At 71.4% G+C, this 12,950-nt stretch carries 10 protein-coding genes; 5 read left to right on the top strand and 5 right to left on the bottom strand.

Going from position 1 to position 12,950, the window contains the following annotated elements:
- Nucleotides 1-213: 213 nt before the first annotated feature.
- Together AC07DC_RS11380 and AC07DC_RS11375 are read right to left on the bottom strand one after the other, a co-directional pair.
- Nucleotides 214-1,440, bottom strand: a complete 1,227-nt coding sequence (locus AC07DC_RS11380; protein ID WP_478914046.1) for an amidohydrolase family protein — start codon at nucleotides 1,438-1,440, stop codon at nucleotides 214-216.
- Nucleotides 1,441-1,765: 325 nt separating this feature from the next.
- A complete protein-coding gene (locus tag AC07DC_RS11375) occupies nucleotides 1,766-2,461 on the bottom strand; it encodes an AMP-binding protein (protein WP_478914044.1) in 696 nt (231 codons plus the stop codon).
- A 469-nt stretch (nucleotides 2,462-2,930) separates the two neighbouring features.
- Here AC07DC_RS11375 and afsR point away from each other — a divergent pair, with 469 nt between their 5' ends.
- Nucleotides 2,931-5,861 (top strand): SARP-family global regulator AfsR, encoded by a 2,931-nt coding sequence (gene afsR / locus AC07DC_RS11370; RefSeq protein WP_478914042.1) that lies wholly within the window; start codon nucleotides 2,931-2,933, stop codon nucleotides 5,859-5,861.
- 152 nt (nucleotides 5,862-6,013) lie between these two features.
- Nucleotides 6,014-6,178, top strand: coding sequence for a hypothetical protein (locus AC07DC_RS11365; RefSeq protein ID WP_478914040.1), 165 nt, complete (start codon nucleotides 6,014-6,016; stop codon nucleotides 6,176-6,178).
- Nucleotides 6,179-6,843: 665 nt separating this feature from the next.
- On the opposite strand, the gene AC07DC_RS11360 is transcribed toward AC07DC_RS11365, so the two are convergent.
- On the bottom strand, nucleotides 6,844-8,415 hold the full coding sequence (locus tag AC07DC_RS11360; protein ID WP_478914038.1) for a FadD3 family acyl-CoA ligase: 1,572 nt from the start codon (nucleotides 8,413-8,415) through the stop codon (nucleotides 6,844-6,846).
- 124 nt (nucleotides 8,416-8,539) lie between these two features.
- Between AC07DC_RS11360 and AC07DC_RS11355 the strand changes: the two genes are divergently transcribed.
- From AC07DC_RS11355 to AC07DC_RS11345, 3 genes are all read left to right on the top strand, one after another.
- Complete coding sequence (locus tag AC07DC_RS11355) at nucleotides 8,540-9,691, top strand: lipid-transfer protein (RefSeq protein ID WP_478914037.1); 1,152 nt, start codon at nucleotides 8,540-8,542, stop codon at nucleotides 9,689-9,691.
- A gap of 88 nt (nucleotides 9,692-9,779) precedes the next feature.
- The gene (locus AC07DC_RS11350; protein WP_478914126.1) at nucleotides 9,780-10,223 is read left to right on the top strand and encodes a Zn-ribbon domain-containing OB-fold protein; all 444 of its coding nucleotides are present in this window, start codon (nucleotides 9,780-9,782) and stop codon (nucleotides 10,221-10,223) included.
- Nucleotides 10,220-10,984 (top strand): enoyl-CoA hydratase/isomerase family protein, encoded by a 765-nt coding sequence (locus tag AC07DC_RS11345; RefSeq protein WP_478914036.1) that lies wholly within the window; start codon nucleotides 10,220-10,222, stop codon nucleotides 10,982-10,984. Before AC07DC_RS11350 ends, AC07DC_RS11345 begins: the two co-directional genes overlap by 4 nt.
- Nucleotides 10,985-11,028: 44 nt before the next feature.
- On the opposite strand, the gene AC07DC_RS11340 is transcribed toward AC07DC_RS11345, so the two are convergent.
- The gene (locus AC07DC_RS11340) at nucleotides 11,029-11,310 is read right to left on the bottom strand and encodes a hypothetical protein (protein WP_478914034.1); all 282 of its coding nucleotides are present in this window, start codon (nucleotides 11,308-11,310) and stop codon (nucleotides 11,029-11,031) included.
- Between the two features lie 385 nt (nucleotides 11,311-11,695).
- Nucleotides 11,696-12,868 (bottom strand): DNA glycosylase AlkZ-like family protein, encoded by a 1,173-nt coding sequence (locus tag AC07DC_RS11335; protein ID WP_478914033.1) that lies wholly within the window; start codon nucleotides 12,866-12,868, stop codon nucleotides 11,696-11,698.
- Nucleotides 12,869-12,950: the final 82 nt, after the last annotated feature.

Genomic DNA, 12,950 nt, shown 5'->3' with positions numbered 1-12,950 from the left:
GCTTCGAAATCGACTATTTACGGGCCTGGCGGCCCACAAATAGCTCGGCAGCATTTCGAAACCCCACCCCTGCGGACCCGTCCCCCTCACGTCACCACCGGCCCGTGGGCGCGCGGGTTGTGGGAATCGCGCGGGTGGGGGCGGGCCGACGCGCGCATCCATGACTGGGGCACCCCCGGCCGGAGGTTGTCGCCCAGAAGCGCGCCCTGGGCGTTAAAGCTGGGCGCCGGCCCACAGGCCGTCGTCCGTGAGCCCCAGCAGGGAAATGGCGTTGCGGCGGACGATGCGGTCGACGACGTCCGGGGCCAGGTGGCCCATCTGTGCCTCGCCGACTTCCTTGGACTTCGGCCAGGTGGAGTCGGAGTGCGGGTAGTCCGTCTCGTACAGCACGTTGGCCACGCCGATGGCGTCGAGGTTCTTCAGACCGAAGGCGTCGTCGAAGAAGCAGCCGTAGACGTGCTCGGCGAACAGCTCGGACGGCGGCCGGAACACCTTGTCGGCCACCCCGCCCCAGGCCCGGTTCTCCTCCCAGACCACGTTGGCGCGCTCCAGGATGTACGGGATCCAGCCGATCTGGCCCTCCGCGTACATGATCTTGAGGTTCGGGAAACGCTCGAACTTCCCCGACATCAGCCAGTCGACCATCGAGAAGCAGCAGTTGGCGAAGGTGATCGTCGAACCGACCGCCGGCGGTGCGTCCGCCGAGGTGGAGGGCATCTTGCTGGACGAGCCGATGTGCATCGCGATGACGGTGCCGGTCTCGTCGCAGGCGCGCAGGAAGGGGTCCCACTCGTCGGTGTGGATGGACGGCAGCCCCAGGTGCGGTGGGATCTCCGAGAAGCAGACGGCCCGCACCCCACGCGCCGCGTTCCTGCGCACCTCGGCCGCCGCCAGCTCCGCGTCCCAGAGCGGGACGAGGGTGAGCGGTATGAGGCGCCCGTGCGCCTCGGGACCGCACCACTCCTCCACCATCCAGTCGTTGTACGCGCGCACTCCGAGCAGCCCGAGCTCCCGGTCCTTGGCCTCGGTGAACGTCTGGCCGCAGAACCGCGGGAAGGTCGGGAAGCAGAGCGCGGACTGGACGTGATTGACGTCCATGTCGACCAGCCGCTCGGGCACGCTGAAGGAACCCGGACGCATCTGCTCGTACGTGATCACTTCGAGCTTGATCTCGTCGCGCGAGTAGCCGACGGCGGTGTCGAGGCGGGTCAACGGGCGGTGCAGATCCTCGTAGATCCACCAGTCGCCGATCGGCCCGTCATCGCCCGGCTGCCCCATGACGGGAGCGAACTTGCCCCCCATGAAGGTCATTTCCTTCAGCGGCGCACGGACAATGCGCGGGCCGATGTCGCGGTACTTGGACGGGAGCCGGTCCCGCCAGACGTTGGGGGGCTCAACCGTGTGGTCGTCCACCGAGATGATCTTCGGGAAGGTCTCCATGCGCACCACGGTAGCGCCCATCTGACGATCCGTCAGCTACGTGGACGGCCTGATACCAGCTCCCGGCAGTAGCGAGGAGCACGGCGCCCGCAGTCTCCGATCGACCCACCCGCACCCACACCCTCACCCCCGCCCACAGCCGCACCTCCCCGTCCCACCCCCACCCGGTCGGCTGTGACGTGAGGGGGGCGGGGCCGCAGGAGTGGGGGTTCGAAATGCTGCCGAGCTATTTGAGGGCCGCCAGGCCCTAAATAGTCGATTTCGAACCCCCACTCCGGAGGACCCGCCCCCCGCACCCCCCACCAGCCGACCGCCCCCCACCCGCCTAAAGCGCAACGTGCGTCGGCAGCAGAATCCGCCAAACCGCGTCCTCAACCCCATGCACCGCCGCGATCCACCCCACGTTCTCCTCCTCCGTCCCCAACCGCACCGCCTGCGCCAGCTCCGCCACCACGTCCGCCAGATCCCCGTGCCCCATCGCCGGCTCCAGCCGCCCGCCCGCGGGCCCGTCGTCCAGGTAGCGCTGGTAGCCCGGCGCGGTCCGTAGGACGCCGACCGGCCGCCAGCTCTCGGCCAGCCGCCACACCGGCTCACCGCCGACGAGGGTGCCGTCCGCCTCGACCACCTGCGTACGGGCGCGGTCCACCGCCAGCGCGGTCCAGCCGTCGGCCCCGGTCAGTACCGCGGCCGGCGCGCAGCGCTCGACGCAGCGGCCCACCGCCGACGTCACGCCGGGCGCGGGAAGCACCAGCGGTACCGCAGTCATCCCCGCGTACAGACAGCCGAAGAACGCCCCCGCGAGGTCCGCCCCCTCCGGGTAGGCGAGCAGCACCCGGCTGCCGGGCGGCAGCAACTGGCCCAGGCGGGCGGCGATCGCGCGCGCCCGGCGGTCCAACTCCCGGTAGCTGCAACCGGCGGTCCCCGCCGTGGCACCGTCGGGGAACGGGAGCGCCGGCACCGACTGCGGCGCCCACGCCGCTCGCCGCCGCAACCACGGTCCCGGCAGGCGGTCGACGGCCACCGGGCCCCGGACTCCGCTGCGGGGGCGAGATCCGGACCCCGGCCCGTGGCCGGAACCCGACCCCGGGCCGGAACCGGATCCGGAACCTGTTCCCGAACCGGATCCGGTCCCGGAACCGGATCCGGAGCCGCCTCTCGTCACCGCCACCGGTACGCATTGTGAACACATGACTGACCTCTCACCTCCCTCGCACCAGGAAACACACCGGCACCACCGAAATTCACACAGCACAATCCGCGGGCAGACACAGACGGAACCTCAAATTCAGCACAACTTTCCCCGCAACCCCGGGTCAGGCGCTAGCACGGGGTGACCCCGGCCCTCCGACACGGCAAACTGGCACGGGACGGGGGGCTGAGCGATCGGCCCCACCCGTCATGCGGACACTGTTCCGGTACGCGATGAACGATAGATATACGCGCGTCGCGCCGATTGACACCGCATCGGCCGGCACGCCTCAGGGGGCAGTATGGACAGCGCGACAGGGCCCGACCGGGGACTGCGGTTCGCAGTTCTCGGTCCGGTACGGGCATGGCGCGACGACCAGCCGATCGTCACCGGCTCCCCGCAGCAGCGCGCGCTCCTGGCCGCGTTGCTGCTGCGCGGCGGCCGGACCGCGACCGCATCCGAACTCCTCGACGCCCTCTGGGGCGAGACGGCACCGACCACCGCGCTGGCCGCGCTGCGCTCGTACGCGTTCCGGCTGCGCAAGGCGCTGGGCGCCGACGCGCTCGTCACCGAGTCCGGTGGCTATGCGTTGCATGTGGCGCCCGACGGGCTGGACTTCGCCGCCGCGGAGCGCCTCGCCGCCGAGGCCGAGAAGGCCCGCGGCGCGGGCGACCCGGTGCGGGCCCGCGAGTTGCTCGCGACCGCGCTGGGCATGTGGAACGGCGAGCCGCTGGCCGGGCTGCCGGGACCGTACGCGGAGGCCCAGCGCAACCGGCTGGAGGAGTGGCGCCTCACCGTCACCGAGACCCGCCTGGAGCTGGAACTGGAGCTGGCCGCCCACGCCGAGGCCGTCTCCGAGCTGACCGCGCTCTCCGCCGAGCACCCGCTGCGCGAACGGCTGCGCTGCCTGCTGATGCTCGCCCTCTACCGCAGCGGCCGGCAGGCCGAGGCGCTCGGTGTGTACGCCGACACCCGCCGGCTGCTCGCCGACGAGCTGGGCGTCGATCCCTGCACCGAGCTCAGCGACCTCCACCAGCGGATCCTGGAGGCCGATCCGGCCCTGGCCGCGCCCGCCGTGCCCGGTGGGCACTCCGTCGAGATCGTCCGGCCGGCCCAGCTCCCCGCGACCGTCGCCGACTTCACCGGCCGCGCCGCGTTCGTCCGCGAACTCGGCGCCCAGCTGACCGAGGCCGACAAGGGCGTCATGGCCGTCTCCGCGCTGGCCGGCATCGGCGGCGTCGGCAAGACCACCCTCGCCGTCCATGTCGCCCACGCCGCCCGCGACGCCTTCCCCGACGGCCAGCTCTACGTCGACCTGCAGGGCACCGACGCCCGGCCCGCGGAACCCGAAGCAGTCCTCGGCTCGTTCCTGCGGGCGCTCGGCCTGTCCGACGGCGCGATCCCGGAGTCGCTCGCGGACCGCGCCGCGCTCTACCGCTCCACCTTGGACGGCCGCCGGGTGCTGGCGCTGCTCGACAACGCCCATGACGCCGCCCAGGTCCGCCCGTTGCTGCCCGGCACGCCCGGCTGCGCCGCACTGATCACCAGCCGGGTCCGGATGGTCGACCTCGCGGGCGCCCACCTCGTCGACCTGGACGTGATGAGCCCCGAGGAGGCGCTGCACCTCTTCACCCGGATCGTCGGCGAGGAGCGCGTCACCAGCGAGCGCCAGTCCGCCCTCGACGTGGTCGCCGCCTGCGGTTTCCTGCCGCTCGCCATCCGTATCGCCGCCTCCCGGCTGGCCGCCCGCCGTACCTGGACCGTCGCCGTCCTGGCCCGCAAGCTCGCCGACCAGCGCCGCCGCCTGGACGAGCTGCGCGCCGGCGACCTGGCCGTCAAGGCCACCTTCGAACTCGGCTACGGCCAGCTCGAACCGCTCCAGGCCCGGGCGTTCCGCCTGCTGTCGCTCCCCGACGGCCCGGACATCTCCCTGGACGCGGCCGCCGCCGTCCTGGACATGGACCCGTACTCCACCGAGGAACTGCTCGAAGCCCTCGTCGACATCAGCCTCATCGAGTCCGCCGCCCCGGCCCGCTACCGCTTCCACGACCTGCTGCGGCTCTACGCCCGCGAGTGCGCCGACCGCGACGAGACCGACGACGCCCGCTGCCGGGCGCTGTCCCGGCTGCTCGACTTCTACCTCTCCTCCGCCGCCTGCACCTACGAGCTGGAGAACCCCGGCGACCGAGTCCTGGACCACCTCGCCCCGACCGAGCGGTCCGGCCTGGCCTTCGGCACCCGCGAAGAGGCCCTGGAATGGCTCTTCTCCGAGGCGCAGGGCCTGCTCGCCGCCGTGCAGCAGGCCGCCGGCGGCGGCTGCGAGGGCCCGATGCGGCGGGCGGTCGACCTGCTGTGGGCGGCCCAGGACCTGATGGAGTCGGGCGTCTACGCGCGCCAGTACGAGCAGGGTGTGAAGGCGCTGGTAGAGACGGCGGGCGACTGCGCCGAGCACCTGGTCGAGGGCCGGGCCCGCGTCCTCCTCGGCCAACTCCACCGGCTGTCGGGCCAGTTCGTGGCCGCTGATCTGGAGGCACAGCGCTCCTTCATCCTGGGCCTGGCCGCCGAGGACCCGCTGACCCGCAGCTACGCGCTCAACCTGCGCGGCGGAGTGGCCCTGCAGGGTCACCGCTTCCACGAGTGCGCCGAATACCACACGAACGCGCTGGAAGCGTTCCGCGAGGACGGCAACCGGCACGGAGAGGCCGCGGCGCTCAGCAATCTCTCCCGGGCCCAGCTGGAGTTGGGCGACACCGCGGCCGCGGTGTCCGCGACCGAACAGGTGGTCGCGATCTACCGCGGGCTGGGCGCCGGGTTCCGGCTCGGCAACGGCCTGTACGCCATGGGCATCGCCCTCACCACCACCGACCGGCTCGACGAGGCGACCGCCTGCCTGACCGAGGCACTGGGCATCTTCCGCGAAGCGCGGCAGCGGTTCTGGGAGGGCATGACGCTCTTCCGGCTCTCCAAGGTCCACCTGGCGGGCGGCCAGTGGCGCCAGTCCGCGTCCCACGCCGAGCAGGCGCTCGTCATCCTCCGGGAGGTGGGCGGCGAATGGCGCACCGCGAACGCGCTCACCGTCCTCGGCAGGGCCCTCGCCGGCTTCGGCCAGACCGTCCGTGCCCGCGCCTGCTGGCACGACGCGCTCGGCATCTTCACCGCGCTCGGATCCCCCGAGGCGGACGAGGTACGCGACCTCATCGACGACCGGTCGTCCCCCGCCGTTGCCATATAATCGCAGGTCACCCCGAGCAACGTGCTCGTTTATCTGTTGATTATCTCGGGATGCCAGGATTCCATTCATTGCACGAGCTACCCACCTGGTGGCGCACGGGGGTCGCCACCGGGTGGGTGCAACACCAGACCGACAAAACCTGGGGAGTCCATATGACCACCGAGATCCCGAAGCCAAATAACGACGGCGGCACCGTCAAGCCGGACAACTGGCACAACGACAGCACGACGGAGCCGATCCCGGACGTACTCCTCGGCGACGGTGGCACCGAGGTCAAGCCCGACAACTGGCACAACGACTCCGAGCCCGCCAAGTAGCAGGCCGGACACCAGGCAGGCCCCAACCGCTCGGGGGAGCGCCAGGGGTAACCGGGGGGAACCACAAGCACGGGGAAGCACGGGGGAAAGACGTTCAGGGGCTCGGGGGAGCTCAGGAGCGAACGGGCTCGGGGGAGCCCACGGTCCGGGGGGACCACGCGGGAAAGCTCAGGGGTTCGGGGGAACCCAGGAGTGCACGGGGCTCGGGGGAGCCCAGGGTGAACGGGTCCGGGGGGACCCAGCACGAATCCAGAGTCCGGGGGGACTCAGCGGAACGCACGGGACCGCACCAGGGGGAGCAACGAGAGACCGACCATGGCGTGGAGGGGGCGCCATGGCCGGTCTCTCCCATGTCCGGGAACTGCCATCGTCCGATGTCCTCCTGAACCCGGAGCAGCGGGGCTGAGGTTCGGGTCCTCCGGCCGGCGGGCGCGCAGCGCCCCTGCCCCTCCCCTCCGCCCGGTCAAGGCGCAAAGCGACGCAGAAGAGCGCTTCGCATCGCCCGAAGCCCGGCAATGCGCTCCGCTATGCCCGCGTGGAGCAGGCGGCGTGATGACATGTTGGCGAAATCCCCGTGGTAGGTCTCGGACGGCGTGAGCCGACGTTCGGAGAGATCATCCCGGAAATCGCCAACGGCCGCCCAACGCCGCCCCAACCGCCGCTCGCTACGCGGGCATCCGGCCCGGGCCCCGTAGTTCTGCCTTCATCACCTTGCCGCTGGCGTTGCGCGGCAGTTCCGACAGGAAGTCCACTTCCCTCGGGACCTTGTAGTTGGCCATTTCGCGGCGGGACCAGGCGATGAGGTCGTCGGCGGAGAGGGTGGAGTCGGGGCGGCGGATGACGTAGGCCTTGCCGACCTCGCCGAGGCGGGGGTCGGGGATGCCGATGACGGCGGCGTCGGAGACGTCGGGGTGGTGGCGCAGCGCCTGTTCTATCTCGGCCGGGTAGGCGTTGAAGCCGCCGACGATGAACATGTCCTTGATGCGGTCGGTGATGCGGAGGTTGCCGTCGGCGTCCATGACGCCGACGTCGCCGGTGTGGAGCCAGCCGTCGGGGTCGATGGCCCGGTCCGTCTCCTCGGGATCCTCGAAGTAGCCGCGCATCACGTGGTAGCCGCGGACCAGGACCTCGCCGGGTTCGCCGGGCCCGGCGGACAGGACGCGTACCTCGGTGTCGGGGATGGCGCGACCCGAGGTGGAGGCGATGACCTCGGCGGGGTCGCCCTGGCGGCACATCGTCACGGTGCCGCCGGCCTCGGTGAGGCCGTACGCCGTGAGGACGGTGGCGATCTTCAGCTCGGAGCGCAGCCGTTCGACGAGTTCGAGGGGGACGACGGCGGCGCCGGTGACGACGAGGCGCAGCGCGCTCAGGTCGTGCTTGCCGCGGGCCGGGTGGTCGAGGATCGACTGGTGGAGGGTGGGCGGTCCGGGGAGGACGCTGATGCGTTCGGCGGCGATGTTGGCGAGCGCGGTATCGACGTTGAAGACGGGCTGGGGCACCATCGTGGCGCCGCGCATGAGGCACGCGATGATGCCGGCCTTGTAGCCGAAGGTGTGGAAGAACGGGTTGATGATCAGGTAGCGGTCTCCCTCGGTCAGGCCGGCCAGTTCGCTCCAGACGCTGTAGACGCGGAGCGTCTGGGCGTGGGTGATGACGGCGCCCTTGGGGTGTCCGGTGGTGCCGGAGGTGAACGTGATGTCCGAGGGGTCGTCGGAGCGCAGCGAGTCCGCCCGGCGGCGTACCGCCTCGCGGGAGACCGTCTCGCCGCCCGCCAGGAACTCCCGCCAGCTGCGATACCCCTCGGGGGCGGTGTCGGAGAGCACGACGACATCGTGCAGGTGCGGCAGTTCGGCGTCGGCGCGGCGCAGCGAGGCGACGTAGGACGTGCCGAGGAAGGTGCCGGTGACGAAGAGCAGTTTGGCGCGGGTGCGTTCCAGGACGTAGGCCGCTTCCGCCCCCTTGAAGCGGGTGTTGAGGGGGACGAGGACGCCGCCCGCGGACACGGCGCCGAGCGCCGCGACGATCCAGTCGAGCGTGTTGGGCGCCCAGATGGCGACGCGGTCGCCGGCCTCGATGCCGGAAGCGATGGTGGCGGCGGCGGCCCGTTCGACGCGCTCGCCCAGCTCGGCGTAAGTGATCCGGGTCCGGCCGTCGACGACGGCCTCGCGGTCGCCGTACTGTCGTACCGCCGCTCGTACCAGCCCCGGGATGCTGCCCCAGTCCAGGTCACCGCGCATGATGCTCCCCTCAACGGGATTACCGATTGCCTACCGACTACCTGACGACCACTACCTGACTACCCGTCAGATTAACGGTACCCTGACTGGCTGTCAGCAGTGGTGACCATGCCGGGAGGTGTCCGTGAGCGCTGCCCTGAAGGACGCGACAGCGATCGTGGGAATAGGCCAGACCCCGTTCGCCAAGAACCTTGTGGAGTCCGAACGTGCCCTGGCCTGCCGGGCGATCATCGCCGCACTCGACGACGCCGGGATAGCGCCCGCCGAGGTCGACGGATTCGCCTCCTACACGATGGAGGAGACCGACGAGGTCGAGGTGGCGAAGTCCATCGGCGCCGGGGACGTCACCTTCTTCTCCAAGGTCGGGTACGGCGGTGGCGGCTCCTGCGCGACCGTGGCGCACCTCGCGGCGGCCGTCGCCACTGGCCAGGCGAGCGTCGGCGTGGCCTGGCGGTCGCGCAAACGCGGCAGCGGCAAGCGCCCCTGGACCAACACCGCGGTCCAGCTCCCCACCCCCGGCCAGTGGACCCGCCCCTTCGGGCTGCTGCGCCCGGCCGACGAGATCGGGATGCTGGCCCGCCGCTACATGCACGAGTTCGGCGCGACCCGCGACCACCTGTTCAACGTCGCCCTCGCCTGCCGCAACCGCGCCAACCAGAACCCCGCCGCGATGATGTACGAGCGCCCGCTGACCCGCGAGATGTACATGACGTCCCGCTGGATCAGCGAACCGCTCTGCCTCTTCGACAACTGCCTGGAGACCGACGGGGCACTGGCCTGCGTCATCGTCAGCGCCGAGCGCGCCCGCGACTGCCGCCGCAAGCCCGTCTACGTGCACTCCGCGGCCCAGGGGCTGCCCGCCCAGCACCACGGCATGGTCAACTACTGGAACGACGACCCGCTGACCGGCCCGTCCTGGGCCACCGCCCGGCATCTGTGGAAGAACTCCGACCTCACCCCCGAGGACGTCGACGTCGCCCAGATCTACGACGCGTTCACCCCGCTCATCCCGCTCTCCCTGGAGGGCTACGGCTTCTGCGGTCGGGGCGAGGGTGCCGCGTTCACCGAGGGCGGCGCCCTGGAGATCGGCGGCCGGCTCCCCATCAACACCGGGGGCGGCGGCCTCAGCGAGGCGTACGTCCATGGCTTCAACCTCATCAACGAGGGCGTCAAGCAACTGCGCGGCGACTCCACCGCCCAGGTCCCCGACGCCGCGACCTGCCTGGTCACCGCGGGCGAGGGCGTACCGACATCCGCGCTGCTGCTGCGAAGCTGAGGAGCTGACCGCCATGACCGACACCGCCGTGCCCGGCACCACCAAGCCCGACGCCACCCTGCCCGGCGCCGCCAAGCCCGATGCCGGCATGTCCCACGACGGACTGCTGCTGCCCGTGGCCGACGACGACGGCGCGCCCTTCTGGGAGTACGCGCGCCGCGGCGAGCTGCGCGTCCAGGCGTGCGCCGCCTGCGGCGTCCTGCGCTTCCCGCCGCGCCCCTGCTGCCCGCAGTGCCAGTCCTTCGACAGCGAGTGGCGGCGGATGAGCGGCCGCGGCCGCATCTGGTCGTACGTCTTCCCGCATCCACCGCTGCTGCCCGCCTACGCGGAACAGGCCCCGTACAACGCCATCGTCGTGGAACTGCTGGACGCCCCGCAGATCCGCCTGGTCGGCAACCTCGTGACCTCGGCCGACGCCCCGCTCGACTCCGTCGATCCGTCGAGACTTCGCATCGGCGCCGGGGTGAAGGTCGCCTTCCACGCGATGGCGGACGGCGTCACCGTGCCGCGCTGGCTCCTGGAGCGGCCGTGAGCGTCATCTGCACGTCGAAGGACGGCGTCGCCGTCGTCACTCTGGACCGGCCGCGCCGCCACAACGCGATCGACCTGGACACGATCAGCGAACTCACCGCCCTGTGGCGGGAGTTCCGGATGAACGACGACATCCGCGCCGTCGTCCTCACCGGCGCCGGCGACAAGGCGTTCTGCACCGGGATCGACCGCTCCGTCGACGTCCCGCAGCCACCGTCCCCGTACTCCATCGACGATCCGCTGCTGCGCCTCGGCCCCAAATCCAACGACCTGTGGAAACCGGTCGTCGCCGCCGTCAACGGCATGGCCTGCGGCGGCGCCTTCTACCTCCTCGGCGAGGCCGAGTTCGTCATCGCCGCCGAGCACGCCACCTTCTTCGACCCGCACACGACCTACGGCATGGTCAGCGCCTACGAGTCCGTCCTCATGGCGCAGCGCATGCCCTACGGCGAGGTCATGCGGATGTCGCTGATGGGCACGGCGGAGCGGATCGGCGCGCGACGGGCCTACGAGACCGGTCTCGTGTCGGAGGTCGTGCCGGCGGACGAGCTGCTCGACGCTGCCCTGCGCGCCGCGGCCGTCATCGCCTCCTACCCGACGGAGGCGGTCCAGGGCACGGTCCGCGCGGTCTGGTCGGCCCGCGAGGCAGCCCGCGCCCACGCCCTGACGCAGGCCCCGCACCTCATCGCGCTCGGGAACCTGCCGCCGGAACGCCAGGCGGGGCTGTTCACGTCGCGCAGCGCGGAGTTCAGGGTGCGCTGAACGGCATCCCGCAAGGGGTTGGTTCAGAGGGTTCTGGCGATCACTCAGCCGGCGCTGCGGTCGGCACTCGCGACGACGCAGTCGGTCCATTCGCCGCTCGCGACGCCCGAGTCCAGCGTCCCGGTGACATCGACCGTCTTCGTCGAGCGGGCCTTCACCAGGGTGCTGGCCAGCGTGGAGCTGCCGATCTGCCCGCCCTGGGCGTTCTTCAGACGCACCACAGCGGTGAAGTAGTACGACTTGGTACCCCGGCTGTTGTCGATCCGCAGCTGCGACGTTGGCCGCGCGGCGCCGGAGCCGGAGCTGTGGCACTGCACGACGGACACCTGGTCGATCGCGGCCGGCAGCGCCGTCGGACTGGCCGAACCGGAGGACGTCGGCGAACTGGTGCTCCGGCGATAGGTGCTGGTGGACTGCGGTCGGGGGCTGTAGGTCGAATCGTCAGTGGACCCAGAAGTCGAACCAGAGGTGGAACCAGAGGTGGAGCCGGAGCTCGAGCTCGACGAACTGCTGCTGTGACTGCTGCTACAACCTCCTCCCTTGCTGTGACTCTTGCTTTTGCTCTTGCTCCCGCTGAAACCGGTGAGTGCAAGAACGACGACGGCGAGTACCGCGACAAGGCGCAGTTGACGGAGCTGCATGGCTGACTATCCCCAGAGGTTGGCAGGAGCGCGTCAGGGTAGCAGCCTCATCGGGACGGTCGGGACGGCCTCATCGAGCCGCCCGGAGCGCGGCGATCCGCGGCGCGCGGCTCTTCGGCGAATCGAGACTGAAGCTGCGGGCATCGCCCAACTGGTCCCGGACGAACGCCTCCGTCGCCGCGACCGCGGCCCGCAGTTCCGCGTCCGGCGCCACCCACGCCTGCCAGACGATCTCCTGCGCCTCCGTGTCGTACTCCCACAGCCCGACCAGCCGCCCCCGGTCCACGATCATGTGCGCGGGTGAGTCCGACAGGCCGCCCAGCGCCTTCGGCCCGGTGAGTTCCGGGCGCAGCGCGTCCGCCGGATCGAGCAGCCGCCCGAAGTCGCGGTGCAGCAGATGGATCCCGTCGATGCCCGCCACCAGCGCGTACGAGGGTTCCTTCGGCGCGGTGAACCGCGCGTACCGCGCCGCCGTCTCCTCCGTCCACAGCAGATCCGTGCCGTCCACAGGCCGCAGGTCCAGGCCGGCCACCGCGGCCTTGGCGGCAGCCGCCGTGAAGCCGGAGAACCACCGGAAGTGCGCCAACGACGCCGGCCCGGCCCACTCGAAGTACCGCCGGGCCAACTCGGCCCGCGCCGACTCCTCCGACCACTCCCCCATCTCCAGACCCCACGCCACATACCCGTACCGCTGCTGGTCCAGCCGGCCGTTCACCGGCACCCGGCGGATCGCACCGCGGGCCTGCAGCAGACCGAGCGCCAGCGGCAGCGTCGTCGTCGTCCCGCGCTTCCTGCCCGCCTCACCGAGGCTGCGGACGGCGTCGCCCGTCGCGGCCTTGATCGCGGCCGGATCTAGCGGCCGCTCGCCCAGCACGCCCGTGACCGCCTCGCACAGCCCCTCGATCTCCGCCCCGGTCACCCCCAGGTGCTTCACCGCCGCTGCCAGCTCACCCTGGGGCGCCCCCGCGCCGAGCCGCAGGCCCAGCGCGAAGTCGGCCGCCGGCAGCACGTACGTGCATCCCCGCGCCGACGGCAGCTCGTGGACCTCCAGCCGGGCCACCGCCGCGTCCAACGCCTCCCGCGACAGCCCGGCCCGCGCGGCCAGCCCCAGATACGGCCCCGACCCGCCCACCGAGCGCGCCCACCCCGTACGCCCCAGCGTCCCGGCCGCGTCCAGTCCGGCCATCGACCCGTCCAGCCCCTGACGGTGCGACCACCACGCGCGCAGCTTCCCGATGTCCATGCACCCGAGTCTGCCCCGCGTGGCGAGGTCACGCGGCCCGGCATACCGTGGGCGGCACGGGGGCGCCGAGATTGGACGACGA

The sequence above is a fragment of the Streptomyces sp. NPDC045021 genome (assembly GCF_056432645.1).
The sequence above is the reverse complement of the archived record's forward strand: the minus strand, read 5'-3'. Positions and strand labels throughout refer to the sequence as shown.